Origin of the sequence: Bacillus sp. F19, assembly GCA_023823795.1 — a bacterium.
Taxonomy (GTDB): domain Bacteria; phylum Bacillota; class Bacilli; order Bacillales; family Bacillaceae; genus Bacillus_P.
In genome coordinates this window covers 1,844,736-1,871,014 of sequence record CP085710.1, presented here as the reverse complement: position 1 = coordinate 1,871,014, position 26,279 = coordinate 1,844,736, and the positions used below count along the sequence as shown (strand labels likewise).

General features: G+C 41.5%; 26 protein-coding genes. 4 read left to right on the top strand and 22 right to left on the bottom strand.

What is annotated here, in order from left to right; translation table 11 throughout:
• The first annotated feature begins 14 nt into the window (after positions 1 to 14).
• Positions 15 to 929, top strand: coding sequence for a GTP-binding protein (locus tag LIT25_09485; protein ID USK35496.1), 915 nt, complete (start codon positions 15 to 17; stop codon positions 927 to 929).
• A gap of 40 nt (positions 930 to 969) precedes the next feature.
• On the opposite strand, the gene LIT25_09480 is transcribed toward LIT25_09485, so the two are convergent.
• Together LIT25_09480 and LIT25_09475 are read right to left on the bottom strand one after the other, a co-directional pair.
• On the bottom strand, positions 970 to 1,884 hold the full coding sequence (locus LIT25_09480; GenBank protein USK35495.1) for a ketopantoate reductase family protein: 915 nt from the start codon (positions 1,882 to 1,884) through the stop codon (positions 970 to 972).
• Positions 1,885 to 2,455: 571 nt separating this feature from the next.
• Positions 2,456 to 4,075 (bottom strand): ATP-binding cassette domain-containing protein, encoded by a 1,620-nt coding sequence (locus LIT25_09475; protein ID USK35494.1) that lies wholly within the window; start codon positions 4,073 to 4,075, stop codon positions 2,456 to 2,458.
• Between the two features lie 196 nt (positions 4,076 to 4,271).
• On the opposite strand from LIT25_09475, the gene LIT25_09470 reads away from it, so the two are divergent.
• Entirely contained in the window at positions 4,272 to 4,532 is a 261-nt protein-coding gene (locus LIT25_09470) for a hypothetical protein (protein ID USK35493.1), read from the top strand.
• A 162-nt stretch (positions 4,533 to 4,694) separates the two neighbouring features.
• Here LIT25_09470 and LIT25_09465 read toward each other — a convergent pair whose 3' ends face one another.
• The 3 genes from LIT25_09465 to lepB all read right to left on the bottom strand — a co-directional run bounded on the left by LIT25_09465 (position 4,695) and on the right by lepB (position 6,578).
• Positions 4,695 to 4,820 carry a DUF1499 domain-containing protein gene (locus tag LIT25_09465; GenBank protein USK36220.1) on the bottom strand — a complete coding sequence of 42 codons (126 nt, stop codon included), beginning with the start codon at positions 4,818 to 4,820 and terminating at the stop codon, positions 4,695 to 4,697.
• Between the two features lie 199 nt (positions 4,821 to 5,019).
• Positions 5,020 to 5,958, bottom strand: coding sequence for a DUF4349 domain-containing protein (locus LIT25_09460; protein ID USK35492.1), 939 nt, complete (start codon positions 5,956 to 5,958; stop codon positions 5,020 to 5,022).
• 68 nt (positions 5,959 to 6,026) lie between these two features.
• Positions 6,027 to 6,578: a signal peptidase I gene (lepB, locus tag LIT25_09455; protein USK35491.1), complete on the bottom strand. Its 552-nt coding sequence runs from the start codon at positions 6,576 to 6,578 to the stop codon at positions 6,027 to 6,029.
• Positions 6,579 to 6,792: 214 nt separating this feature from the next.
• On the opposite strand from lepB, the gene LIT25_09450 reads away from it, so the two are divergent.
• A complete protein-coding gene (locus tag LIT25_09450) occupies positions 6,793 to 7,431 on the top strand; it encodes a LysE family translocator (protein USK35490.1) in 639 nt (212 codons plus the stop codon).
• Between the two features lie 82 nt (positions 7,432 to 7,513).
• On the opposite strand, the gene LIT25_09445 is transcribed toward LIT25_09450, so the two are convergent.
• The 10 genes from LIT25_09445 to LIT25_09400 all read right to left on the bottom strand — a co-directional run bounded on the left by LIT25_09445 (position 7,514) and on the right by LIT25_09400 (position 17,282).
• On the bottom strand, positions 7,514 to 8,113 hold the full coding sequence (locus LIT25_09445; GenBank protein USK35489.1) for a YdcF family protein: 600 nt from the start codon (positions 8,111 to 8,113) through the stop codon (positions 7,514 to 7,516).
• A gap of 283 nt (positions 8,114 to 8,396) precedes the next feature.
• Positions 8,397 to 9,590, bottom strand: a complete 1,194-nt coding sequence (locus tag LIT25_09440; protein USK35488.1) for an ABC transporter permease — start codon at positions 9,588 to 9,590, stop codon at positions 8,397 to 8,399.
• Positions 9,587 to 10,273 carry an ABC transporter ATP-binding protein gene (locus LIT25_09435; protein ID USK35487.1) on the bottom strand — a complete coding sequence of 229 codons (687 nt, stop codon included), beginning with the start codon at positions 10,271 to 10,273 and terminating at the stop codon, positions 9,587 to 9,589. The genes LIT25_09440 and LIT25_09435 overlap by 4 nt, the downstream gene beginning before the upstream one ends.
• Positions 10,270 to 11,418, bottom strand: a complete 1,149-nt coding sequence (locus tag LIT25_09430) for an efflux RND transporter periplasmic adaptor subunit (GenBank protein ID USK35486.1) — start codon at positions 11,416 to 11,418, stop codon at positions 10,270 to 10,272. Before LIT25_09430 ends, LIT25_09435 begins: the two co-directional genes overlap by 4 nt.
• Complete coding sequence (locus LIT25_09425) at positions 11,393 to 12,100, bottom strand: YIP1 family protein (GenBank protein USK35485.1); 708 nt, start codon at positions 12,098 to 12,100, stop codon at positions 11,393 to 11,395. The genes LIT25_09430 and LIT25_09425 overlap by 26 nt, the downstream gene beginning before the upstream one ends.
• Before the next feature lie 140 nt (positions 12,101 to 12,240).
• Positions 12,241 to 14,061: an ABC transporter ATP-binding protein/permease gene (locus LIT25_09420; protein USK35484.1), complete on the bottom strand. Its 1,821-nt coding sequence runs from the start codon at positions 14,059 to 14,061 to the stop codon at positions 12,241 to 12,243.
• A 9-nt stretch (positions 14,062 to 14,070) separates the two neighbouring features.
• Entirely contained in the window at positions 14,071 to 15,825 is a 1,755-nt protein-coding gene (locus LIT25_09415; protein USK35483.1) for an ABC transporter ATP-binding protein/permease, read from the bottom strand.
• Positions 15,826 to 16,053: 228 nt separating this feature from the next.
• Entirely contained in the window at positions 16,054 to 16,602 is a 549-nt protein-coding gene (locus LIT25_09410; protein ID USK35482.1) for a flavodoxin family protein, read from the bottom strand.
• A 13-nt stretch (positions 16,603 to 16,615) separates the two neighbouring features.
• A complete protein-coding gene (locus tag LIT25_09405; protein USK35481.1) occupies positions 16,616 to 17,203 on the bottom strand; it encodes a GrpB family protein in 588 nt (195 codons plus the stop codon).
• Positions 17,193 to 17,282, bottom strand: a complete 90-nt coding sequence (locus LIT25_09400) for a DUF6440 family protein (protein USK35480.1) — start codon at positions 17,280 to 17,282, stop codon at positions 17,193 to 17,195. Before LIT25_09400 ends, LIT25_09405 begins: the two co-directional genes overlap by 11 nt.
• 369 nt (positions 17,283 to 17,651) lie before the next feature.
• Here LIT25_09400 and LIT25_09395 point away from each other — a divergent pair, with 369 nt between their 5' ends.
• Entirely contained in the window at positions 17,652 to 18,062 is a 411-nt protein-coding gene (locus LIT25_09395) for a VOC family protein (GenBank protein ID USK35479.1), read from the top strand.
• A gap of 44 nt (positions 18,063 to 18,106) precedes the next feature.
• Here LIT25_09395 and LIT25_09390 read toward each other — a convergent pair whose 3' ends face one another.
• From LIT25_09390 to LIT25_09360, 7 genes are all read right to left on the bottom strand, one after another.
• Positions 18,107 to 18,667, bottom strand: a complete 561-nt coding sequence (locus LIT25_09390; protein USK35478.1) for an acetyltransferase — start codon at positions 18,665 to 18,667, stop codon at positions 18,107 to 18,109.
• 13 nt (positions 18,668 to 18,680) lie between these two features.
• Positions 18,681 to 19,436, bottom strand: coding sequence for a DeoR/GlpR family DNA-binding transcription regulator (locus tag LIT25_09385; protein USK35477.1), 756 nt, complete (start codon positions 19,434 to 19,436; stop codon positions 18,681 to 18,683).
• Positions 19,437 to 19,547: 111 nt separating this feature from the next.
• Positions 19,548 to 20,912 (bottom strand): aspartate aminotransferase family protein, encoded by a 1,365-nt coding sequence (locus tag LIT25_09380; GenBank protein USK35476.1) that lies wholly within the window; start codon positions 20,910 to 20,912, stop codon positions 19,548 to 19,550.
• An 18-nt stretch (positions 20,913 to 20,930) separates the two neighbouring features.
• Positions 20,931 to 22,400, bottom strand: a complete 1,470-nt coding sequence (locus LIT25_09375; protein ID USK35475.1) for a CoA-acylating methylmalonate-semialdehyde dehydrogenase — start codon at positions 22,398 to 22,400, stop codon at positions 20,931 to 20,933.
• 401 nt (positions 22,401 to 22,801) lie between these two features.
• Complete coding sequence (locus tag LIT25_09370) at positions 22,802 to 24,424, bottom strand: PucR family transcriptional regulator ligand-binding domain-containing protein (protein USK35474.1); 1,623 nt, start codon at positions 24,422 to 24,424, stop codon at positions 22,802 to 22,804.
• 125 nt (positions 24,425 to 24,549) lie between these two features.
• Positions 24,550 to 24,765, bottom strand: coding sequence for a hypothetical protein (locus tag LIT25_09365; GenBank protein ID USK35473.1), 216 nt, complete (start codon positions 24,763 to 24,765; stop codon positions 24,550 to 24,552).
• Between the two features lie 15 nt (positions 24,766 to 24,780).
• A complete protein-coding gene (locus LIT25_09360) occupies positions 24,781 to 26,256 on the bottom strand; it encodes an NCS1 family transporter (protein USK35472.1) in 1,476 nt (491 codons plus the stop codon).
• Between the last annotated feature and the right edge of the window lie 23 nt (positions 26,257 to 26,279).

The following is a 26,279-nucleotide window of genomic DNA, read 5'->3' as shown; positions in this document are numbered from 1 at the left end:
GGGAGCGTATAACGATGAAATCTGTTGAAGTATACATATTATCCGGATTTTTAGGAGCGGGTAAAACAACGCTTTTAAAAAACATTTTAAAACAAGAACAAGACAAGAACCGCAAAATTGCCGTTATTATGAATGAACTCGGGAAAGTTTCCATCGATTCGGACGCCGTCTCAGATGATATTCCCTTAAAAGAGCTTCTGAATGGATGTGTATGCTGTACAATGCAAGGCCAGCTGGAAGCACAGCTCCAGGGTATGCTCTCACAATACGATTTTGATGCCATCTACATTGAAACAACAGGGGCAGCACATCCAATTGAAGTGCTGGATGCTTGTTTATCGCCGGTTTTTGCTGAAAAATTAGCGATAGGATCCATTGTAACGCTTGTTGATGGCGCCCGATATCAGGATCGCCATGCCTTAAGTATTCAGCTTCAAAAACTGCTGCAGGAACAAATTCATCATGCAGACATTCTCCTCTTAAATAAAGTGGACAATCTCTCAGAATCAGAACAGGCATCTCTTGTCTTTGACATTCAGAACAATGCCCCCGATTCCAAGGTGCTGCTGACTCAGTACGCCAATATAAGATTAAGCGATTTTCAGCAATTGACCCGCACGCAGCAGAAAGAGCATCAGAAAACACATGTGCAGCTTGATCTGCATTTAAAAACATATATTCATACTTTTACAGAGCAAATTGATTTTGAAGCTTTTGAGGATTTTCTGAGAAACATGCCTGATACAATCTACCGCATAAAAGGTTACCTTTCCTTTACACATTCCGAGGATACGTATCTGTTTCAGTATTCATACGGCATGCCGCTCTACTTAAAAGAGCCTGTTAACATGAAAAAGACGCTTGTTTTTATCGGAGAACATTTAGATCATACGTGGCTGAAGAATCAGCTGAATGACTTGCAGCAATAGCTCATTTAAAAACCGTCCTGCATCAGCAGAACGGTTCTTTTTAGCGATTTTTCTCATATATCTTTAAATTTGAATACACCATGGATAAAATCGGCGCATCTATTTTGTGTTTAATGGCAAGCTTCAAAAGGTACCCCTGCAAATGATCCGCTTCAACTTCTGTCAGCTTCTCCATATCCCTTTGCATGGAGGACTTCATTCCCTCTGTCATGTTATGTATTTTTTTAAGCTGAATATCTTCAATGCCGTCAGAAATTGGCGCACCTTCAGCACGCATAATCGATCCGATTTCATAAAAGAGTTTCTCAATAACATTCAAGCCGAATGCATTTTCGCGAATAGGCCCGATTGGTGACCGGAACAGAGTGGTTACACCAGACAATCCTGAAATAAACATATATTTATGCCACATATCAGCAAGAATCCTGTCACTATTTCGAATTTCAGCATTTGCGCAAGCAAATAATGATTTAAGTTTTTCAACTTTTTCCGTCTGCTGCGCAAATAGAGCGCCGTAGACAAGTTCATGGATCGGACTGGTCTGCACGATCGCACCTTCCTGATCTACTGTCGATTCAATAAAACATAAACCGCCGATAACACGATCTTTTGAAAACCTCTCCTGCAGCATGTCTAAGTGAGCGATTCCATTCAGCAGCGGCATAATGAGTGTTTGATTTCCCGTAAATGGAATTAATTCTTCCATGACCTTTTCCAGATGATAAGCTTTCACAGATAACAGAATGAGATCAAATGCTTCCCTTTTTTCTCCTGCAAGCAATGTTTTAGCATGAAAGTGATAGTCTCCGTGTATGCTTTTAACTTGCAATCCATGCTCATTCAGCAAATGTGCCCTTTTTTCTCTGACTAAAAATGTGACATCTTCCCCTTTTTCTGTGAGACGAGCACCAAAATATCCGCCAACCGCTCCTGCTCCAACAACTAACACTTTCACTTTTCCATCCCCTTCCCTACATCATAAGTTTATAGAATCCATTGAGAAAAAACAAAAAATCCTGCTCAAAAAAGCAGGATTTCTTCTTATACATCTTGACAGCTGGATAGAGGAAAAATAAAATCCGCCGATTGGCGGTTTTTGATTTGTGCTAGATCAGTCTAAATTCAGCTAGAAAAAGATCATTTTGGCTTTTTAAGAAAGACTGCAGATAGCAACTAGCTAAATAAAAAAATCGTTTCGCTATAAAAATGGAAAATACGGCTAATTATTTTACTTAATCGGCGATAAAGAATAGAATTTCAGCTAATAAAGATAAGATTTCCGCTAAATTGGCCAACGGTGATCACTAGAATGATGCGCTTTCCTGAATCATCCTGCTTCAACACCAAACTCCCAGATCAAAAAAATCCGGCAGCCAAGGTGCTAAGCACCTATACTGCCGGATCCTTATCAAACTCCCTGAAGTAAACAGGTGAAGTCACTATTTTTATGCTTTATAGCTCCGCCTCTTATTCCCTCGGTCAGAACAAATCTGCCATGCCTGGGCTAAACCGCCGGCTTCGCTTTTCTATGCATACATTGTTTGAATCTGTTTTTGAACATCTTCATTCTCAAGGTACTCATCATATGACATTTGTTTGTCAATAACGCCCTTTGGTGTTAATTCAATGATGCGATTTGCAATCGTTTGAACAAACTGATGGTCATGAGATGTGAAAATCATTGCGCCCTTGAATGCGATTAATCCGTTGTTAAGTGCAGTAATTGATTCTAAGTCTAAATGGTTCGTAGGCTCATCTAAAAGCAGAATATTTGAGCTGCTGAGCATCATTTTAGACAGCATGCAGCGGACTTTTTCTCCTCCCGATAAGACGCTTGCTTTTTTGAGAACTTCTTCGCCTGAGAAGAGCATTCTTCCAAGGAAACCGCGAAGGAAGCTTTCGCTTTGGTCGTTCGGCGAGTATTGGCGAAGCCAGTCTACAAGGTTTGATTCTACGCCTTCGAAAAATTCACTGTTGTCTTTAGGAAAATACGCTTGAGAAGTTGTCACTCCCCATTTGAATGTTCCGCTGTCTGCTTCCATTTCACCCATCAAAATTTTAAATAGAGTTGTAATCGCGATTTCATCACGGCCGACTAGAGAGATTTTATCTTCTTTATTCATAATAAAGCTTACATTATCAAGTACTTTTACTCCGTCAATTGTTTTTGAAATGCCGTCAACGCGCAGAACATCATTGCCGATTTCACGCTCAGGTGTAAAGCCGACCCAAGGATAGCGGCGTGAAGATGGTCTGATATCATCAAGAGAAATTTTATCAAGCAATTTCTTTCTTGATGTTGCCTGCTTTGATTTCGATGCATTTGCACTGAATCGCGCGATAAACGCTTGAAGCTCTTTGATTTTCTCTTCTTTTTTCTTGTTTGCATCAGAAGCCATGCGGCTCGCAAGCTGACTTGATTCATACCAGAAATCATAGTTTCCGACATAAACCTGAATTTTCCCATAATCAAGGTCTGCAATATGCGTACATACTTTATTAAGGAAGTGACGGTCATGGGATACAACAATAACAGTATTTTCAAAGTTGATCAGGAATTCTTCCAGCCATTGAATCGCTTTGATGTCCAAGTGGTTCGTAGGCTCATCAAGAAGAAGAACGTCAGGCTTGCCAAACAATGCTTGAGCAAGTAATACTTTCACTTTGTCTCCGCCTGTTAAGTCAGCCATTTTTTTCGAATGAAGCTCTTCAGTAATGCCAAGTCCTTTTAATAGAATCGCAGCTTCACTCTCAGCTTCCCACCCGTTAAGTTCTGCAAATTCGCCTTCAAGTTCGGCTGCACGCATGCCGTCTTCATCTGAGAAATCAGCTTTCATATAAATGGCATCCTTCTCCTGCATCACTTCATAAAGACGGGCATGGCCCATTATGACAACCTTCATCACTTCATAGTCTTCATATTCAAAGTGATTTTGTTTAAGAACAGCCAGACGTTCGCCAGGTCCTAAGCTCACGTTTCCTGTCTGTGCTTCAATCTCGCCTGAGAGAATCTTAATAAAAGTAGATTTCCCTGCACCATTTGCTCCAATTAAACCATAGCAGTTGCCAGGGGTGAATTTTATGTTAACATCTTCAAAAAGTTTGCGGTCACCATAACGCAATCCCACATTGCTTACTGTAATCATTAAAATTAGTCCTCCATCTATACATAATCTACAAAATTATAACACGAACTGGCGAAAAAAAATAATAATTGCAGATTTGCCGCAAAAATATTCCGGGCATTTCCGCAAAGTCCATCTAATGTTCACATTCAAAACGTTTTGAAGGGTACTTTTTTATGGTAGGATAATGTGTATTACATCCCGGAGGTTATCCCATATGAAATTACTTACACTCCTAGAATACTCTCTTTATATTCTATTTACCGGATTGTTCCTTGCTTTTACAGGGTTTCAGACGAGCAATGTCACTTTTTTCATCGGCCTGCTCGTCATTTATCTCATCGTCCACTACTTCAGCAAAAAAATCTTAACCCGATATGGAAAAATAGATGCTAAGGTATCCTTTCTAAAATCAATACTCGGAATTATCGGTGCAGTAATTGTCACGATGCTTGTTCTGACATTAATATACACATAGAATAGCGCAAACGCCTTGTTCAGCTCCGAAATGCAGTTAAGGATCCGACTGAAAAGTCCGGGTTTGACTATTTTGGCGGAGCCGTCTGACCGAGGAGCTAGGCGATGGAGCTTGCCGCCAAGTGCGCAAACTTTCCTATTACTTAAAAAAAGCAGACATTCCTCATCGGATGTCTGCTTTTCTTAATCTGCGCGTTTCTTTAGTAAATCGTTCTCTTATTCCTTCCATGCGCTTACGATTGACGCCAAAATCATAATATCCGGTCCGTGATGCTGATCTGAAATGAATCTTCTTTTCACCTGGCTTGTGGTAAACTCCACATCATCCTTAAATTTCACCGATTTGCCGAGCAATTTTCCGCATGCTCCATTGAGTGAAGCGCATTTCTTAAATGATTCATTGCGGCGCTTACTTCACAAGTAAGCAATCAGCTCTACATCCCGCCTTTATCTCTTTTTCCCAATCATGGAAAAAAGAAAGCCAGGGGTTATTCTCCCATATCAGTTGGAGGCGCTGAATTGCCTTTATTCCTGTATTTCTTAATTCCAAGCCACACTGCAGAACAGATTAAAAATAGGACGAGCAGCACAGGAATATTTCCTGCTGTGAAGACAATCAGGGCAGAACCTGCCGCAAGCAGAGAGTTCAGGCTTTCCATGAACTGTTTTTTCGTTTTCTCCCACGTATTCAATTCTTCGTTTTCAAGTCCGGGCACAGAAATCTTATCCTCAGAAATCTGCATCGTGATCGTTGCGAAAGAAGTTTGGTTTTTCAAGTAATTGATTCTGCCTGTTATCTGTTCCATCTCCTCTTGTACTGCACTTAAATCCGAGGAGATTTTCAGCAGATCCTCTGTTTTTTGAGCATCTTTCATAAAGCTTAAAAGTCTTTCTTCAACGGCCTTTTTTGCTTTCAGCCTTGATTCAAGATCGACGTATTCCTCTGTAACATCCTGGCCTGTGACTGTTTGCTGATTCACTTTTACGCTTCCTTTTTCAACGGTTTTTAAGAAGCTCTGGAATTTATCCTCAGGGACTTTGACTGTTAATGACCCCTCTTTTGGCATTTCATCCTCACTTGAATATGTATTTGATTCAATGACATACCCGCCTAGTGAGGCAATCGTATCTTGAAAAGCTGATACAGCCTGATTAAAGTTTTTCACTCGAATATACAGATCAGCTGTGTAAATAACTTTGCGGTTATCAGGTGCAGACGGTACAGCTTTGTTTTCAGGTGAAAAAATTTCTGCTTTGTCAGCGTGCTCACCTTCTGAGTTCATTGTCATATCAGAGTCTGCTATTTCTTTGGCTGATTCTCCGCCTGAGCTGTCCGCACTTTTATCTGACTTGCTTTCTGAATTGCTGCAAGCTGCACTAAAAAATGTAAGTAATAGGATAACGATAATAGTTCCAGACTTTTTCATGATCAACACACTCCCCTTTTATATAAACGATTAGACGAGAGTGTTTTCCATTTCGTTACATCTCTAGATTATTTTGTTTTTCTTATCTTTTCAAATGGAAAGAACACAAATTCTGCCCTGCCTGCAATGCGATCTTTCGCGATGCTGCCAAGACCGTTTCTTGAATCCATACTGTTGGTGCGGTTATCTCCCATAACAAAAACTTCATGATCAGGAACAGTAATGGCATCAAAGTCATACATCAGATACTGTCCGAGTTTTTTCGCCTTCTTTTCATTTGGAAGCAAATACGGTTCTTCAAGCAGCTTGCCATTTATTATAACCTTGTGATCTTTAACCTCCACTTTCTCTCCAGGCAGGCCAATAACCCGTTTCACATAATGAACATCCTTTTCCTCGCCATCAATGATGACGATATCTCCCCGGTTCACATCCCCGATCATAAAGCTTGATTTGTTTACAAACAGGCGTTCACCGTCATGAAGGGTCGGGTCCATTGAAGATCCCTCTACTAAATATGGCTCAAAGAGAAAAAGACGGATGATAAAAGCCAGGCAAGCAGCAAGCAAGATAGCCTTTCCCCATTCCAGTAAAGAGTGTGACTTATGTTTATTATTCATATTGATCCCCCGTTTGCCTGAAATTTTTCTCCTTAAGTAGTTAGGCGCAGACGATTCAAAACCCTTTTAAAAAAGATATAATTACACGTCTTTTTTATACATTCAAGCCATTTAATTTTACTATTTATTATGCAGCTGAAGAATTTATGAACAATAAAAGCACCCTGCCTGAATACACTTAATGGACAGGGAATCGAAAGGCGGATGAATGCGGATGGAAAGCCTGCTCTTTATTGTTAAGCCGATTGTTCTTGGCATAAGTTTAGCTGCACCAATAGGTCCGATTAAGTTAGAGATGATCAAGAGGGGGATAATGGGAGGTTTTTGGCCTGCGATGCTTGTTGGAATCGGCGCCATCACGGTCGATATGCTATTAATGTTTGGGATATTTCTTGGACTCGTGACGTTTCTTCAAAGCACGCTTTTTTCTGCAATTATTAGCGCAGCCGGATGTTTTCTATTAGCGAGGCTTGGCATAAACAGTATTATTCGCTCTCTGTCTTCTGAAAAAATGATAAAGAAAGAAGACGAAAAAAAAAGCAGTGCAGGATCTTATTTGACGGGCTTTTTGATAGCACTGGGCGACCCGTTTATTTTTGTGTTCTGGCTTGGTGTTTATGGCACTGCGCTGACAAGTCTTGGGCCGCATCATACCGTTTTTTATCTGCTGATTTACAGTCTGCTTATTATTGGAGGGGTTACCCTCTGGAATTTGAATATCGCAATTACTGTTCATTTTATCCGTGACTTTATTCAGGATAAAACGCTGAAAGCGGTTACTTTTATTGCAGGTATTATCTTGCTTGGTTTTAGTATGAAATTATTCAATCAAATGATCGAATTAGTTATGTGAGTCCTCAAACAGCGCTTTTTTTACAGCAGGACTTAGTAAAACAAGAGGATTCATCCATGGATGAATCCTCTTGTTGTTCCTTTTATTCAAATGTCGAAGTTACCAGGTATCCTGCATAAAAAAGCACTTCTTTTGTATACACAGGCAATTTCGTTTCCCAAGTTTGATACGCTGAAGTCGTAGTAGGAGAAGAATAAACATTCATCCCAATCTGTTTTGCAAGCAGAATAGACCGCTTCATATGATAAGGATCGCTTACAATTGTGTATGACTGCAATCCTGCTTCTTTTCCTGCTTCGTATGCGTATTTCAAATTATCTTTTGTCAGTCTTGAGCTTGTCTCAATTAAAATATCGGATTCTTTCACACCGTGCTCCACGGCATAGTTTTTTCCGACAACCGCTTCAGGCAAGTCTGTTTTTATCGCTTTGCCGCCTGTGAAGATAATCTTATCAACATCTTCCTTTTTATAAAGCCGGATTGCGTGATTGATCCGTTCTTTAAATACCGGCGAAGGATCCGCTCCCCATGCAGCAGCTCCAAGCACAATTGCTGCATCAGTTTTGACCGATTCGTGCTTATTGCCGAAATGCCAGATGCTGACCGTAGAATAAACCAACAGCAAAAGAACGGCAAGCAGCATCATTTTAACCAGAAATGCTGCAATTTTTCCTACCTTCATTCAAATCATTCCAATCTCATCTGCACATGAAATACCTATTCCCTTTTTACCATCATCAACAGCATGGAGCAAGAGTTTTTTTTATTAGAAATACGGAAGCGCCTGTTCTGACCGCTTGTCTCTGGTTTTTGACCACACATCCAATTACTTCCAATTACAGCACACCTTACACAAGCTCATGTTTCATGCGACGGGAAAAGACACCGCAGAACTTGGGCACCTTTGTCAGTAATAATAGTCCCTCTTACTAAAGAAAAAAGCTCATCTAAAGAGATGAGCTACGCTATTCGTACCTTAGAGAATCAATCGGATCAAGCCGTGCTGCTTTGTTTGCAGGCAGCATGCCAAAGATGACGCCGATGATCATGGAGAATGCAAGTCCGCCGAGTACAACCTGCCACGAAACGAGTGAAGGCCATCCTGCAAAAACGGAGACGAGTGACGCCCCTCCAGCCCCTAGCAGGATGCCGATGATTCCACCGATGAGTGTAAGGGTGATGGACTCAATTAAAAACTGAGTGAGTATTTGTCTTTTTGTCGCACCAAGCGCTTTTCTGATGCCGATTTCGCGGGTTCTTTCTGTGACGGATACAAGCATAATATTCATGACACCGATGCCGCCGACAAAGAGTGAAATCCCTGCGATTGATCCGATGATTAATGTCATAATTCTTGTCACCTGACCAATTCCTTCAGCGATTTCTTCCATATTAAAGACTTGATACTCATCCTCTTTCTCATGCTTTTGATTCAATAGAGCGGTTGCTTTTTTTCCTGCCTCCTGAAGCTTTTCAGCGCTTTCCGCCTGAAGCGTTACCTGATTAAAATCAGATTTGCCGAATGAAGCACGATACGTATTGGAAGGAAGGTAAATTTCCATCGAACCAAAAGAGAAAAGACCAGTCGGCTTTTCAAGCACACCGATAATTTCAAACGGCTGCCCGCTTACCCAGATCACTTCTCCCAAAGGATTCGTCTCTTTAAATAGCTCTTTCTTTGTCTCCTGACTGATAACGCCTACACGGCGCCCGCTGATAAAATCACCTTCAACAAGGTTTCTGCCAGACTCAATTTTCAGTTCGTTTACCTCAATGTAAGCCTGATTAATGCCGAAAATGGACGTATCCGCCGTATCTTCCCTGTACCGAGCTTGCATGAATTCAGTGCTTGAGGCCACTACTTTAGAGACTTCAGGGATTTCGGATAAATCTTCAATATCAGACTGCGTAAATGCTGATTCCATATAAGCATTGGGATTGGACTGCATTTCTTCTTCACTGGGCTGGTAAAACACCTCAATCGTGTTGCTCGTGCCGGTAAATTGTGATTTCAGCATTTGCTCTCCGCCCTGTCCGATTGCAACGACAAGTATAACAGATGCAACACCAATAATAATTCCAAGCATGGTTAAAATGGATCTGAGCTTATGAGCATGGACAGAAGCGAACGCCATTCGCAGGTTTTCTATCATGCTCATGCGTTTCTCCTTTCTGCCCCGTGAGACTGAACTTCCCCGTCTCTTACCATGATTATACGCTTCGTGTAGTCCGCTACTTCCTGTTCATGAGTAACAATGATGACCGTTGTCCCCTCAAGATTAAGAGCCGCAAATTGCTCCATAATGGAAACGCTTGTCTTTGTATCTAGAGCACCTGTCGGCTCATCTGCAAGTATAAGCCGGGGTTTGTTCACGATGGAACGGGCTATGGCTACACGCTGTTTTTGTCCGCCTGAAAGCTCATTAGGGAGATGATTCATGCGGTCTGCAAGCCCAACTTTCTCCAATGCCAGCATCGCCCGCTCTTCCCGTTCTTTTTTCTTTACACCTGCATACACCATTGGAAGCTCTGCATTTTTCAAGGCCGTAAGTCTAGGCAGCAGCTGAAACTGCTGAAACACAAAGCCGATGGAGAGGTTCCTCACTTTTGCAAGATCTGTGTCCTGATATGCGGCTACATCTAACCCGTCCAGAAAATAGTGGCCTGTTGTCGGCCGGTCCAGACAGCCGATAATATTCATTAGCGTCGATTTACCTGAACCGGATGGCCCCATGATAGAAATGAATTCACCTTCTTCAATGGTTAGATGGATATCTTTTAATACGTCGAATGATTCTTTTCCGACCTTGTAGCTTTTCGTAATGCCGGAAAGCTGGATCATTTTACCGTCACTTCCGTCCCGCTGAGAAGATCATCTTTCGGCTTTGAAACGATGGCATCATCCTCTGTTAAGCCCTCTTTCACTTCCATATATTCGGAAGAAGCCGTTCCAATTTCAATGGTCTTTTTCTTTGTTTTTCCGTCTTCAACTGTATAGACAAAATAGTCCTCGCCATCCTGTTTTACAGCATCTAAAGGCACCGTCTGAACATTGCGCTTTTCAGTTTCAATTTCCATGATCAGCTTAAAGCCGGGTTTTGCCTTCATTTCGCTGCCTTCAATGACTACCTCAACCGGATATTGTACGGCCGCATTTTCCGTTCCCATTGTACTTGATGAAGCTTCAGGAAGCAGTCCGATTTTGCTCACTTTTCCCTTCCACTCAGCATCTGGCACAACATCAGAACTTAAGGTTACAGGCTGTCCTTCTGCCACTTTTAAAGAATCATATTCTGACAGCACGCCGCTGACAATAAATTGATCTGTTTTTGCAATATGTATAACTGCTTTCATGCCGCCCTGTTCTGAAGCCAGTTCGGGATTTTCATCGATTGTAATAACAGTGCCTGCCATGTCGCTTTTCACTTCGAGAGTATTCAGCTGTTTTTCTATGGTCTCTTTTTGCAGCAGCAGCTGACGAAGTTCAATATCAGCCATCTTTTGCTCCATTTTTAGCTGATCGTGCTCTGCTTCGATCGTTTTTTCTGCTTCCTCTTTTCCAACTTGCTTGAATAGATCCTTTTCTTTCTCACTTAAATCATCCAGCTGATTTTCAAGCTGATTGATTTTAAGATAGCTTGATTCAATGGATAGAGCATTTTGTTCTTTTTCAAGAGAGAATTGTTCATTTTCATAGCGAAGGAGGGGAGTTCCCTTTTTCACGGTCTCTCCCTCTTTTACTAGAATTTCAGCAATTTCCCCTTTTTCAGGATCTTGATAAATATACTCTTCATTTTGGAATTTTAGTGTACCGGGCACCATGACATTTGAAGCAATTTCCTGCTGTGAAAGCTTCACTGTACTGACCGTTACCTCTTCTTTACTCATCGCACGATAGACGTTTACACCAACAAGCAAAGCTATGATTGAAACGACACCGATTGAAATCCAGATTTTTTTTTCATGCTGCAGGGAACTTCCCTTCAAGCCCCCCTCCAGCAGCGGCTAATACCGCGCCGATGATGAAGAAAACGATTGCTATTGTCCAGGCTGCTGCTTTAGATAACCCTGCAACACGCTGAAGGCCGATTGCCGTCAAAATCGTTTCCCAAATCGTGAAAACTTCAAACGTCATGAGCAATCCGCCTAAGCCGCCCTCAGCACCAACAATGCTGTTTAAGCTAGTGTATGAATTAATATAATTTTCTTCTTTTACTAAAAATGCAATAAGACCGTTTAAAAGCGTTCCGATAGATGTGACAAATGCGATGTAAATCGTCATGGAAAGAATTTGGTTGAATTTAACGGCAGAACCAACCATTTTCGTAATAGCCAAAGTAATAGCTGCCATTATCAAAAGAACGATAATGCCTCCTATCCCTCCGGCAACGATTGAAACAATTCCCATAATTGTGCCAAAGATGGCCGCTTCTTCTTCTGTTACCCCAAGCTCTGAAGTTAACTCCCCTGTAAGTTCAGCACTATAGACAAATGATAGAAATGTCCCCGCCAATACCATCAGCGTGACAAGAAGAAATCCCACAAGCACTTTAGGATTTTGACGAATACGTTCAAACTGCTCCCCCGGGTTCATAATCATTCCGAATAAGGACGGTTTTGGCGGCTGCGGCGCGTTTCCTTCTACTGCCGGATTTGTTTGCTGTTCCATAATCCAATTACCTCCAATTTTATAAATTCTGTAAGTAATACGATTTTTATAAAAATAGGTTTCACAATTTCTATTATTCTTTGAATATATTTATTCAAAGCATTAAAAAGAGCCAACCGCAATTGATTGGCTCTTTGTTCTTACCCTGCATCAAGCATTCTGAATTGAGCCTTCACAAGCTCAAAGTAGATTCCCTGCTGCTTCATAAGCTCTCCGTGACTTCCCTGCTCCATGATATTCCCGTGATCGAGTACAATGATATTGTCTGCCTCGCGAATGGTTGATAAGCGATGGGCAATCATAATCGCGGTTCTTCCTTTTAAAAGCGTTTTTAATGCCTGCTGGATTTTCACTTCTGATTCTGTATCGATACTTGCTGTTGCCTCATCCAAAATTAATATTTTTGGATCCGCCAGAATGGCTCTTGCAAAGGAGAGAAGCTGTCTTTCCCCAACAGATAAAACGTTGCCGCGTTCTTCAACCTCTGTCTCATAGCCATTTACTAAATCTTTAATAAATTCATCTGCCCCGACAGCTTCAGCTGCTGCAAAGACTTCTTCGTCTGTTGCATCAGGTCTGCCGAAACGGATATTTTCCATGATCGTTCCCGAGAAGATAAAAGTATCCTGCAAGACTACACTGATTTGTGACCGCAGGCTTCCAATTGATAAATCCCGGATGTTATAGCCGTCTATCTTTACCTCGCCGCCTGTTGCATCGTAAAAGCGGCTGATTAAATTAGCAATCGTTGTTTTTCCTGAACCTGTATGGCCTACAAGTGCAACAGTTTGACCAGACGCGATTTGAAGTGATACCCCTTTTAATGCTTTGCGGTTTCCATCATAGGAGAATTCGACTTTATCAAATTCGATATCCCCCTTCATATCTAAAAGAACGACCGGATCATCGGATTCTGATACAATTGGCTTTTCATCTAAAAATTCAAATATCCTTTCAGATGATGCCATCCCCATCAGAAGCTGATTATACACTTGGCCAAGCCTTGAAATCGGCTCCCAAAACATTCCCAGATAAAAAGCAAATGAAACAAACTCACCAATAGTAATCGATTCATTTGCAATTAATGAGGCACCGAACCAAATAAGGATAGCTGTTCCGATGGCATTTGTCATTTCAACGAATGGACGGAACACGGCATTTTTCTGAGTAGCATCCTGCCAGCTGCTGAAGTTTTCCGTATTGATGCCATCAAAGAATTGGATGTTTTCCTTTTCCTGTGTGTATGCTTGAGTAACCCGGATGCCCTGTATGCTTTCATTTAAATGTGAATTCAGCATGGACTGCTTCAGACGTACCGTTTGCCATGATCTCCGGATTTTTTTTCGCAGGCTTGTTGAGATAAAAAACATGACCGGCAGGATAATCATGATCGCAAGAGCAAGCGGCGGACTGATTGTAAACAGAATAACGATAACGCCGATCAGAAGCAGGAAATCCATTAATAGATTGATAACCCCGCTTGTAAAAAGCTCCTGAAGAGAGTTAATGTCATTCATGATCCGAACGAGAATGGATCCTGCTGATCTGGAATCAAAAAAGCGGTGGGACAGAGATTGCACATGTGTAAACAAATGCTTGCGCAAATCATAAATCACATTTTGCCCAAGCATGTTCATCCACCTGATCCTGAGAGTATTGGCCACATAAGAAACGAGGTAAAGCCCAAAAATGGACCCTACCAGCACCCAAAGCAGATCTAGATCCTTTTGAACGATTGCTTTATCAAGCGTGTATACACCGATTAAAATCGGCACAATCAAACGGACAATGGTCGTTAAAATAACGGTAAGAAATGAGAGGGGCAAAAGGTTTTTCGAATACGGCTTAATATACCTCATTAGCCTCCCCATCTGTTTCCAGTTAAAAGGTTTTTCTATGATTTGATCTGTAGAGTAGTAGAACCTCTGCTTAATTAAATCCTGTTTTTCTTTCTTTTGCATCTTTTTCACCTACCCTGCATTTGACTGTACAACAGCTTTTTGGTCTTTATATTGAATGTCATAAATTCGTTTGTAAGAACCGTCTGTATGAAGCAGCTGTTCGTGTGTTCCTCTTTCGGCTACCTCGCCATCCTGAAGCACGATGATTTCATCTGCGTGCTTTAAAGATGAAATCCGGTGAGCAATAATAATAGTCGTACGATCCTTCATCACCGCTTTTAAATCTTTCTGAATACGGAACTCAGTATCCATATCAACGGCGCTAGTTGAATCATCCAAAATCAGAATGCTTGGATCAACACAAATGGCGCGTGCAATGGAAATTCTTTGCTTTTGTCCTCCTGATAGACCCATGCCCCGTTCTCCAAGCATTGTGTCATACCCTTCAGGAAGTTCCATAATAAATTCATGTGCCTGAGCGCGTTTCGCTGCATCGATGATTTCATCTATTGTTGCATTTGGCTTTCCATAGGCAATATTTGATTTAATTGTTGTTGAAAAAAGGAAGGATTCCTGAAGAACAACACCAATACTTCCTCTCAGGGATTTTAAAGAATGATCTTTAATATCCTTTCCATCAAGCAGGATCTGGCCTGATGTCGGTTCATAGAAACGCGTCATTAATTGGGTGACGGTTGTTTTCCCTGAACCTGTGGCTCCAATCAGTCCAATCGTTTTTCCAGGAGGCGCATCAAATGACACATTTGTTAATGCCGGCACATCTTCATCATTGTATTTAAGCGAAACATTTTTAAATGTGACATGACCCGATAATTTGTCCGCGGACAAATCACGATCGGCATCACTGATTTCTTCATCCGCTTCCAAAATTTCAAGCAGCCGCTCGCCGGAAGCTTTTGACTGAGAGAACAGGTTGATGACAAATCCCAAGTTCATAATTGGCCACATGATATACCAGACAAGGCTGTAAAAAGCTACAAGCTCACCTGGTTTAAGACTGCCGTTAATCACCATATATCCGCCGAAAGCAAGCAAAGCAACTACTGAAATATTTCCGATGAACTCCATTAGCGGAAAATATTTAGCCCATACATTGGATGTATCTAAATACTTCTGTTTGTAATCGTTGTTTGAGGAATTAAACTTTGAAATTTCAAAATCCTCTCTGGATAATGATTTTACGGTATGAATGCCGCTGATATTTTCCTGAACATTTGTATTCAGTTTCCCAAAAGACTTACGAATGCTTCTGAAGGAAGGGTGCACCCGCTTGTCAAACCGGTAAACGGCGACGGCCAAAAACGGCAGAGCTGCAATCGTAACGAATGTCAGCGGAACCGAATAATAGAACATGACGCAAAGACTGATGACTATCAGAATAATGAAGCGGATTAACTCCGCAATCCCAAATGACAGGAAAAAACGAAATCCTTCCACATCTGCTGTCAGCCTTGACATCAAGTCTCCTGTTTTTGCATTGTCATAATAGCGAAAAGGGAGGCGCTGAAGCTTTTCGTAAAGCTCATTTCTCATTCTGTATACAGATTTTATCCCAAACATATCCCCTAAATACTGGTGAAAATAAGTCGCAACTCCCTTTACCGTCATAATGCCGACAAACCCGAGCGCGATCCATGGCACAAGAGAAAACTGTTCATTTAATACGACATCATCAATCGTAAACTGCAGCACCATCGGATACACAACTGTGATGGCTGTCATGATGAGCAAAAAACCCATTGACCACAAAAAATCATTTTTGTAAGGCATATAAAAGGCCCTTAGTTTTTTAAATGTTTCCAATGAAAATCCCTCCTTTGGCCTTTGCTGTTTTCTTCAACTTTCAAAATATTTACAACGTATTACTTAATATATCGGCTTTCGAAATATATTTCTAGTCATTTTACGCAATTTTTATAAAATTAATGCTAATTAATGAATTCAGACTCCTTCCTTATAATGAGGGTTCTCAGTCATAGGGCTGAGAACATAAAAAAACATGGAATCTATGATCCATGCTTTAAAAACACACTATCTATTATTATGTTTGAGCCAGTCATTCATGACCACTGCTTCGGAAATCGCTTTTGTATCTTTTTCAATATCCCCGGGTGCATTTGCCTCGCCTATCACATATCCTTCAAGTTTCATGCCGACAAAGTCAAAAATGTACTGAAATTGCTGTATGAGCGGCAACGCCTTGATCTTAGGCGAGTCTCCGCCAGCAATGATTACATATGCTTTCTTATCTTTTGCGTTTTCTTTAAAAGAAAACCGTTCATCTCTCAGAGCCTGTGACCAGCGATCAAAGAAATCCTTCATTGCTCCTGACATGCCGTACCAATATAGCGGGGTTACAAACACAACAGCATCTGCTTTTAGAAAAACTTCAATCAGTTCATTAAAATCATCTTCCACTGGCTGAAAACCATTTAGATCATGCCGCTGATCAGTAATAGGCTTTATTGTCATTTCCCTGAGATGTACTGGAGTATGATTGATATCTTTTAGCAAGTAACTTGCTAATTTCTCAGAGTTTCCATTCTCGCGGCTGCTGCCATAGATGGCTAAAACGTTCATTCTGACACTTCCTCTAATTATTGTGATTTCGTTTAGCTTTATTCAAAATCTGCAAGACACACTCCGTCTTTGCATCTGCATATTCATTTCCTGTTTTCCAATCCTTCTTTGAAAGGTTCTGCTTTACAGCCTCATACATCACACGATCTTCAGGATGCGTGCGAAGATGATCACGGAAAAGGAGATGATCCTCCCACCATTGATGGGTTACGGGCACTGTATGTATGTGAGCAGTTCGGTGGCCATGCGGAATGTTTACTTCTTCTTTTTCAATAATATTTGGATAAAGATGCAGATATTCTTCTTTTACCCCGATAAAAAATCGTCTGAAAGGCAAAGCTTCGTCGTAAACCTTTTTATAAATATAGGAGGAATCAGCTAAAGCCTCAACTGCACCAGACAGCTTTTCAATGGACGGCACGCCAATTAAAATATCAATGACCGGCTTTGCAGAAAGTCCTTCAACAGAGGTGCTTCCGATATGTTCAATTTTTATAGAACGATCTTTAAAGGCAATTTTCAGTCTCTTCTCGTGCAGGCGGAATTGCATTTTCCAGTCAGGGTTATATTCAGATAGATGGATCTTCATCTTATTTATCAAGCGATGGCTTGCCTTCAGCATCAACAAGCAAGGTAATCCCTACTCCGCCGCCAGAGATCGTCTGCAGGTACCTGAACACCTGTTTCCGTGTCCTTGATGACCCTGATTACATCGAGTGTCCCTTGAAACTGAGTTACTTCAAAGCGTTTATTTGCTGCCATCCAGATCACTCCTCTTATAATTCTTAAACTTCTGAGCAGATTTCACATCCATCGTATCATATTATTGTTAGAATCTTGAAGTCTGAATGTTTGGTTAGCAGTTTTCACAAGGGATGATACATGCTTTTATTATTACAAATCAGCAAGAAATGCTATGGAACCTTTTTCATTATGTTAAAAGTTACAGCTTCATTAAATTTCCTTTGGGAGAATTTGTTTTAAACCAGAAAAATGATAAGATGATAAATATTGCCAGCAAAAAAATCTTAATTGTAGGAGTGATTCAAATGTCAGTAGACGTTTACCTTAATTTCAATGGTAATTGCCGGGAGGCAGTGGAGTTTTATGCAAAGGTTTTCAAAACAGAAGAACCTAAATTTATGACGTTCGGCGAAACACCGCCTAACCCTGGGTACCCTCTGCCAGAGGAAGCGAAAGATTTGATTATGCATACAAGGCTTAACATTGATGGAAGCAATGTGATGTTTTCTGATGTCTTTCCTGGAATGCCATTTGTTGAAGGGAATAATATCACACTTGCATTAGTTAACAAGAACATAGAAGAGCTGACCTCTATTTTTAATCAGCTTAAAGATGGCGGCACAGTAGGCATGGATCTTCAGGAAACATTCTGGAGCAAGCTTTATGGACAAGTAACAGATAAATTCGGAATTCATTGGCAGATTAATTACGAATAAATATAAGGGATTTCCAAACAAAAGAGGCCCCGCTGGCCTCTTTTTCAATTCTCAATATGTTTTAAAACTCTTGCCGGATTCCCTCCAACTACAACATTCTCAGGGACGTCCTTCGTCACAACTGCGCCGGATGCAATGACAGCATTGTTTCCGATGGTCACTCCCGGATTAATGACCGCTCTTCCGCCGATCCATACGTTGTCACCGATTGTAACAGGTTTTCCGAATTCTGCTCCGCTGTTTCTTTCCTCAGCATTTAATGGATGAGCGGCTGTATATATGTGAACCCCTGGCGCAAGCATGCAATTGGCTCCGATTGTTACCTTGCACACATCCAAAATAACGCAGTCAAAGTTAGCGTAGAAATTTTCGCCTACATGGATGTTTGAGCCGTAATCGCAGCGGAATGAAGGTTCGATATAAATGTTTTCTCCTGTTGTTCCAAACAATTCCTTAAGAATGCTTTTTCGAGCATTGTCATCCGTTTCAATTGTCTGGTGGAACAGCCTTGTTAATCTTCTGGCACGAACACGTTCACGTATTAATTCTTCGTCTCCTGAAAGATACAGTTCTCCGTCTAACATCTTTTCTTTTTCTGTTTTCATCCATTTCGCTCCTTTATTTGCTGATCATAATTTTTACATTGTGTTCCCTTAGGATTTCCTGAAACTTTGCGGGAGGTCTCCGGTCCGTTACAAGTACATGAATCATTGAGAAATCAAAAGCACGATACTTGCTCTCTTGATTAAATTTGTTGTAATCCGCGAGCAAAAAGACTTGCTTCGAGCGTTCCGCAGCCGTTTTTTTAATGATCCGGTCTTCTTTTGTCTCATAGTAAATCCCGTCTTCGCCAATGGCACAGGCCCCGATAAATGCTTTATCAAAAGTTATGCTTTCAATTGCCGTCCGAAATTCAGGCTCATAGAAAAAACGATGCGTTCTGTCTAATCTTCCGCCCAGCAGATGGAAATCTGCATTCTCATTTTCCGAAAGGGATTCCGCGTTATCAAGCGAATGGGTATAAATCGTTGCAGGCGTCTCAAGGTGATCACACAAAAACTTTATTGTAGTAGAGACATCAAAGAAACAGAGATCATGATTTCCAATCAACCCTGCACTGTATTTGCCTATTAAATGCTTTTCCTTTGAAAACGAAGTTAGCCGGTTTTTATAAGCCTGTATTTCTTCTTTTATAATCGGCAGTGCGATGCCTCCGTGTGTTCTGACCGCTGCCCCCTGTTCTGCAAGCTTGACTATATCTCTTCTCGCAGTATCCCTTGAGATATGCAGCATTTCACAAATTTCATCATTTGACAGCATTTGCTTTTCATTAAGAGCATGAAGAATTTTCAGTAAACGTTCTTCTTGGTACATCCTATCACCTCCATCATCATTTTAACTGATTGTAAGTGTTTCGTTAAGCATTTATAAGTGATATGAAATCACAAAAAAACAGCGCAATAAACTATGCGCTGTTTTTCCCGTTTAATTCGTTTCGGTTATTCCATTCAGCTCCCCTACAACCGTATCAACAATAAACAAGGCGTTCTCTTCTTCAAGATTAAGAGGAGGGGATATTGCAAGTACGTTATTATAGCCTGCTGCAGTGGCGCCATTTTTTCCGATGATCAGCCCTTTTTCCTTGCAAGAGGCAATCACTTTATTTACAAGTCCCGCATCCAGCGGTTTTTTCGTCTCTTTATTTTCAACTAGCTCGATCCCGATCAGGAGCCCTTTCCCTCTTACATTTCCAACATAGGGATTATGCTGGAGACGTGATGTGAGTTCAGCTTTCATGCGCCCCCCTACCTCGCTTGATCGTTCAAACAGCTTTTCATTTTCAAAGATTTCGATGTTCTTCAGGGCAAGTGCACAGGCAGCCGGATTTCCGCCAAATGTGTTTACATGGCGGAAATAGTCATATTCCTCTGTTCCTTTAAAAGCTTCATAGATTTCTTTTTTAACCGCAGTAGCGGAGAGTGGCAAGTAGGCACTTGTGATCCCTTTAGCCATTGTAATGATATCCGGCTTCACTCCGTAATTCATGAATCCGAATGCTTTTCCGGTTCTGCCGAAGCCGCAGATGACCTCGTCAACAATGAGCAAAGCCCCATGCTTTTCACACACTTCCTTTACACCTTTCATATAGTTCTCAGGCGGCATCAAAATGCCTCCGCCAGTTATAATTGGTTCCATTATCATCGCAGCAACCGTTTCGCTTAGCTCCCAGGTCATGGTCTGATCGATGGCCTGAACCGATTTCAGTTCAGCCGCTGCTGCATTATCTTCTTCAGGATAACGGTAGACGTCCGGCGGCGGTACATGAATAAATCCCGGTGCCAGCGGCTCGTATTTATACTTCCTCTGCGCCTGACCGGTTGCAGCAAGTGAACCCATCGTATTGCCGTGATAGGCTCTGTACCTTGAAATAATTTTATAGCGTTCATGGCTGCCTGTTTGCTGATGATATTGGCGGGCAATCTTGAACGCTGTTTCATTTGCCTCAGATCCGCTGTTGGAGAAAAAAATGACATAGTCTCCGCCAAGCATGTCATTCAGTTTTTCTGAAAGCTGAATAGCAGGCAGATGACTTTGTGTTAGCGGAAAATAAGCAAGTTTCTTCAGCTGCTCATACGCGGCCTCCGCAAGCTCTGTTCTTCCATAGCCTGCATTTACGCACCACAAACCAGCCATGCCGTCTAAATACTTTTTCCCATTTGCATCACTGATCCATGCGCCCTTTGCTTCCTCTGCAAGAATAGTCGCCTCAGGATTGAATGGCTTCATAGAATGCCAGAGATATGCCTCATCTTTTTGCAGGGCATCTCTTATATCTGTACTCTTTTGCATAATCATCCTCCTTATCTATTAAAAATCAAATCTGGATGTAATCATTTTTTTGCGTGTATAGAAGTTTACGCCGTCTTTGCCGTTAACATGTAAATCACCGTAGAAAGAATCCTTCCAGCCCGAAAATGGGAAGAAAGCCATCGTCGCAGGCACTCCTACATTAATTCCAAGCATCCCTGCATCTGCTTCTTCTCTGAACGTGCGAATAGCCTGAGCATCCTTTGTGTAAATGGTCGCGCCATTTCCATAGCGGGATTTTCGAATATATTCAAGACCTTCCTCTAAATTTTCCGCACGAAGCACACTGAGCACTGGAGCAAAAATTTCATCCTTTGCAATGGTCATCTCAGGTGTGACCTTGTCAAAAATCGTGGCGCCTAAAAAATAGCCTTCCGTTTGATTCTCTATATCTCTTCGCCCATCACGCAGAAGAGTTGCCCCTTCTTCTATTCCTTTTTCAATATATCCCATGACTTTGTTCAGATGAGTATCACGGATTACAGGAGTCAGAAGCACTTCTTCATCCAATCCATTTCCCATCACCAAATCATCTGCTTTTTGCTTTAGGGTCTGCATAAATTGATCGCCGTATCCAACGACAACGACAGCGCTGCAAGCCATACAGCGCTGGCCCGCGCTGCCGAAAGCAGAGCTGATAATATGCTGAGCCGCTTTGTCTAAATCCGCATCCGGCATAACGACATGATGATTTTTTGCACCCGAGAGGGCTTGAACCCGCTTCCCTTTTGCAGTAGCTTTTTCATAGACATATTTAGCGACAGGCTGTGAGCCGACAAATGAAATCGCTTTAATATCCGAATGCTCCAATAACCCGTTTACAACGTCATGGCTCCCATGAACAATGTTCAAAACACCATCTGGAGCACCTGCTTCTGTGAACATCTCAGCAAGCTTATTGGAAAGCAGCGGTGTCCGCTCAGATGGTTTTAAAACGAATGTATTTCCGCATGCCACCGCTAGCGGGAACATCCATAAAGGAACCATCATTGGAAAGTTAAATGGAGTGATTCCGCCGACGACACCAAGCGGATAGCGGAACATTTCCGAATCCATCTCTTCAGCAATTCCAGATAAGGATTCACCCATCATTAAGCTTGGTGCTCCAGCTGCAAACTCGACACACTCTATACCTCTTTGAACCTCCCCATAGGCCTCTTTATAGGCCTTGCCATTCTCAGAAACAATTAATTTGGCAAGCTCCGCATGATTTTCTGTCAATAGATGATGATATTTAAATAGAATTCTTGCTCTTTTAGGTACCGGCATCAGCTTCCACGACTTAAATGCTTGTGCTGCGGCTTTTGCCGCCTGGTCTACATCTTCGGCGGTTGAGATGGGAACGGCTGCAATCTTCTTCCCTGTTGCCGGATTTATTACGTCCTGCACTTCTTTTCCCGTCGCACTCACCCATTTTCCATTGATGAAATTCTTAATTGCGGCTGCTTCATTTGCAACTGTCATTGTCATCCCTCCTGATATTCTGAAATTATGTTCATTATCTCTCACAAAGCAGCGGCAATCATTAGACACTATGTAAAAGATACGAGGGGAATAACGCTACAGTTTGAATAGAAAGGCGGAACCGACTGTTTTGATGAAGAAATCATATTGGAAACGGCTATTTTTAATACGTTCCTGAATTCTTATGATGTTTTTCAATAAACGATGACTATCAAAACGAATACCGATGCCCTTATTCATTAATTCCTGGAGTTTCATACTTAATTCCAAGACTTTCACAATTAATTCCAATACTTTCCATGGTAATTCCGGGACTTTTATAAATAATTCCGTACAAATGTGAACAAACTCGGGTTCACCAAACCAGCCAGAAAAAAGAGCACTCTTCCAAAGAGTACTCTGTTCTCCTATTCAATTTTATGCTGAAGCGGAATGGACCCTTCTGTATTCATGATAAAATCATGAGCCATGAGCATAAATTCGAGGGCCAGTCTTCTGTCTGAGTTCATGAAGTTTTCTCCAAGCAGCAATTCTAGCTTTTCTATACGATGGTAAAGGGTTTGCCTGACAATAAATAATTTTTTTGATGTTTCTTGCTTGGATCCGTTGCATGCTAAATACGTTTTTAAAGTAATCAGCATGTCCCCGTTGTATTTCCGGTCATATTCAATCACAGGCGCCAAATATTCGTGAATCGTTTCTTCGAGATCACCGTGTTTTTTTAACAATGACATCATTCGATACATATGCAGGTCCTGATAAAAGTAGCTTTTGCCTTCTTTTGAAAGGGAGTCCTGCAGGGCAAGGGTTTCTTTGGCAGTTTGATAGCTTAGATGAATATTTCCAAGTTTGTCGGCAAACTTCCCGACACCAGTGGAAATAGAGGAGGTTCTGATCCTTTCTGATCCATTTCCTGAATGGATTCTTAAAAGGGCACCTTCCATCCTCTCTTTCCAATCCTGTTTGTGCCGTTTGTTTCCCACGATAAAAATGAGATGATGACGGACTTCAACCGTAAATAAATGAAACCCAAATTGTTCAAATACCGTTCTGAACAAAAGCTTGAGATAGGTGCTGTCCACGTTTGGCGCCTGGCCCGACAGATCAGGAGATAGCTTGCAAATACAGACTGCTCCGCCATTCAAATGAAGTTTGGGATCAATAAAAGAAAGCTGTTCTTTGATAATTTCATCTGTGTATTCGCCTTCAAGCCAGTTTGTAAGCCATTCGCTTTCTTCTGCCATCTTTTTTTCTTTTACATATAAATCCCTCAGCAAATGCTGAGCAAATGCGTTAGCGGTTCTGTCTAAAATGAGCAGATCAAATTCGTTCAGTTCGCGGCAGTTAGCGATAATCAGCAGCTCGGCGTAGGTCTCGCCGAGAATCTGTACATTCTGACTTGCGATCTTGGATTTTATGTTTTCATCTCTATTCTTGATTTTCAAAAGCAGCGCTTCTTTTTCATCTCCCTTTGGCTCTGGGAAGAAATCAGCTTTATTTCCGCTTAATACAGCAATAACCTGTACCTCTAAATAGGCCTGGAGAAATTTCAGGATTTGCTCATAGTCTTCAATTTCAAGCAGCATCTTGTTCAGCTGCTGAGAATAATTTTCTAAATCAGAGAGAAGTTGATATTGTTTATTGATGATGAGGGAATGCACATCTTGAGTAATTTCAACAAAGGGAACCTCTTGATGAAACAAAATGATAGGAAAATGGTGGTGATCTGCAAGTTCAATTACTGCTTCCGGAATACTGTGAATGTGGGTGCCCATTTCGATGCATAGACCGGCAGTATGCCTCTCGATCAATTGTCTCAGAAAGGAGACAAAGTTTTGGGGATTATCTTTAAAGCCTAGACCCGTTGTAAGAATCAGCTCATTGCCATTTAATAGATTGCTGATTTGGATCGATTCGACAATATGGACCCATTTCAATTGGCGGTGCAATCCTTCAGCACCAGCAATTACTTCAGTTTGGGCAAAATGCTTTCGATTTAAAATCTCATCAATCGTTATGTATGATTTCATCCGCACACCCCTTTTTGTGTCGCTACTGTCTATTATAATGAAGGGCATGTTTGAACACTATACGTTTGTCAGTTTTTCTCACAAAAAAGATAGGACAAATTCTGCCCCATCTCTGTCGAACAATGTCATTTGAAGTTTTGAGACAGCAGCTTTGCTGAAAAATACTTTCTCGCATCCGCCGTTTTCACATGTATTTCAGCTGTATCGTTCTGATCCTTCTTATTTCTGAATGTAAGATAAGCACCGCTTAAATTTTCAGTTACGCGTGTAATTTGGTAGCCCTGACCCAGATAAAAATCAATCTTATCTCTTTCAGACAGGTATTCCTGATAATCAGACATAAGGTGCCTCCTTATTTAAATTTGCTCTGTTTGAACAGGGCCAACCGCGACGTTCGGTACGGATTCATCTTCAAGATCGATTGTCCAGTCATTTCCCACTGAAATGCCAAGATACTTTTGATCATCAGGATCTTTTAATTCAGCTTGTGTATAGATCACAAACCACCAATATTTAGCCAGGATGTAATAGGTGATGCAGCCGACCGCAAAACCTACAATAAATGAGTAGGAAGGGATAGCGACTGCAGCTGCCCCGCCAAGGATCCACGCGATAAAGCCGGCAGCGTTTATTCCTTTCATATATTTGTATTGACCCTCGGGTTCATAGAGGTCCTTCACATTCACTCTGCGCTTTCGAATCAGATAATAGTCAGCTACTAGAATACCGCAAATAGCAGACAAGATTCCTCCAACTATTAATAAAATTCCAATAATAACTCCAAATAAACTCCAAGGCTGAACGACTATTCCAATAAAACCGGCAACCGCTACACCTGCCCAAAAAGGAACCTTTGGCCCCCCGACGTTAGAGAAAATGACAGCCGCAGGAATCAGATTGGCAGAGGTATTTGTCGACCACTGCGCAAAAACAATCATAACCAATAAGATCCCAAGAATAATGCCGGTTGCAGACTGCTGGAGGGCAACAACAGGATCATAGTTCGTTACAGCGATATAAGAAACAGCACCAATCACGACCATAAAGGTCTGAACGATTGGATAGGCAATTAAATTGCCGGCAATTTGGCTTTTGTTCCGCTTAAACCAGTTCTTTTCTAATTTAGGCGCTTTAACATAACGGGAAAGCGATGGCATATCCGCAGCGAGTGTACCCCAAAATCCCATGTTGGACATAATGACTACCATAAAAGCGGTAACAGCTGCTCCTCCGGTTACCGGATTTTCTACCCAGGACCATACGTTTCTGCCTTCCTGAAGGGCCTGATCGGAAAGCGTAAAATACATCCATCCAGAAATAATGATGATAACAGGCGCTGCCAGATCAGCAAATCGTTCAATCGCCTTCATTCCAAGAGCTGTATTGACAACTTGCAGGATTGCAAATATGAAGAAACAAACCATCCAATTATTAAAACCAGATAAAGTAGCAAGGATGGCATTCATTGCACTCGCGCCAAAGTAAGTATTGACGCCAAACCAGCATGAAGCCACAAACCCCCGAACAACGGAAGGAATATGTGTCCCGATTGTCCCAAAAGGAGCCCTCATATAAACAGGAAAGGATAACCCATGCTCAACTCCGATATCGCCAGTCAATGTCATTAAAAGACCAAGGGCAATCGAACCGATGATGGTTGCAGCAACAACCCAGCCAAGTGGAAGACTTTGTACACCGGCTCCTCCAATAGCAAATGCAGCCAGTACAACTGCCATCCCAACCCAGATTAAAGCAAAGCCCAGCGAACCAATGTTTTTCTTGTGATGAGGAATCGGCAGCAAATCAGGAGACTTCAAATAATTTTTAGCCACTTACGCATATCCCCTTCCAATTG

Excerpts from the sequence above, each read along its gene's own strand:
- LIT25_09485 (USK35496.1), top strand. The coding sequence starts at position 15 with ATGAAATCTGTTGAAGTATACATATTATCCGGATTTTTAGGAGCGGGT.
- LIT25_09475 (USK35494.1), bottom strand. The coding sequence starts at position 4,075 with ATGATTACAGTAAGCAATGTGGGATTGCGTTATGGTGACCGCAAACTT.
- LIT25_09470 (USK35493.1), top strand. The coding sequence starts at position 4,272 with ATGAAATTACTTACACTCCTAGAATACTCTCTTTATATTCTATTTACC.
- LIT25_09460 (USK35492.1), bottom strand. The coding sequence starts at position 5,958 with ATGAAAAAGTCTGGAACTATTATCGTTATCCTATTACTTACATTTTTT.
- lepB (USK35491.1), bottom strand. The coding sequence starts at position 6,578 with ATGAATAATAAACATAAGTCACACTCTTTACTGGAATGGGGAAAGGCT.
- LIT25_09450 (USK35490.1), top strand. The coding sequence starts at position 6,793 with ATGGAAAGCCTGCTCTTTATTGTTAAGCCGATTGTTCTTGGCATAAGT.
- LIT25_09445 (USK35489.1), bottom strand. The coding sequence starts at position 8,113 with ATGAAGGTAGGAAAAATTGCAGCATTTCTGGTTAAAATGATGCTGCTT.
- LIT25_09440 (USK35488.1), bottom strand. The coding sequence starts at position 9,590 with ATGAGCATGATAGAAAACCTGCGAATGGCGTTCGCTTCTGTCCATGCT.
- LIT25_09435 (USK35487.1), bottom strand. The coding sequence starts at position 10,273 with ATGATCCAGCTTTCCGGCATTACGAAAAGCTACAAGGTCGGAAAAGAA.
- LIT25_09425 (USK35485.1), bottom strand. The coding sequence starts at position 12,100 with ATGGAACAGCAAACAAATCCGGCAGTAGAAGGAAACGCGCCGCAGCCG.
- LIT25_09420 (USK35484.1), bottom strand. The coding sequence starts at position 14,061 with ATGCAAAAGAAAGAAAAACAGGATTTAATTAAGCAGAGGTTCTACTAC.
- LIT25_09410 (USK35482.1), bottom strand. The coding sequence starts at position 16,602 with ATGAACGTTTTAGCCATCTATGGCAGCAGCCGCGAGAATGGAAACTCT.
- LIT25_09395 (USK35479.1), top strand. The coding sequence starts at position 17,652 with ATGTCAGTAGACGTTTACCTTAATTTCAATGGTAATTGCCGGGAGGCA.
- LIT25_09390 (USK35478.1), bottom strand. The coding sequence starts at position 18,667 with ATGAAAACAGAAAAAGAAAAGATGTTAGACGGAGAACTGTATCTTTCA.
- LIT25_09385 (USK35477.1), bottom strand. The coding sequence starts at position 19,436 with ATGTACCAAGAAGAACGTTTACTGAAAATTCTTCATGCTCTTAATGAA.
- LIT25_09380 (USK35476.1), bottom strand. The coding sequence starts at position 20,912 with ATGCAAAAGAGTACAGATATAAGAGATGCCCTGCAAAAAGATGAGGCA.
- LIT25_09375 (USK35475.1), bottom strand. The coding sequence starts at position 22,400 with ATGACAATGACAGTTGCAAATGAAGCAGCCGCAATTAAGAATTTCATC.
- LIT25_09370 (USK35474.1), bottom strand. The coding sequence starts at position 24,424 with ATGAAATCATACATAACGATTGATGAGATTTTAAATCGAAAGCATTTT.
- LIT25_09365 (USK35473.1), bottom strand. The coding sequence starts at position 24,765 with ATGTCTGATTATCAGGAATACCTGTCTGAAAGAGATAAGATTGATTTT.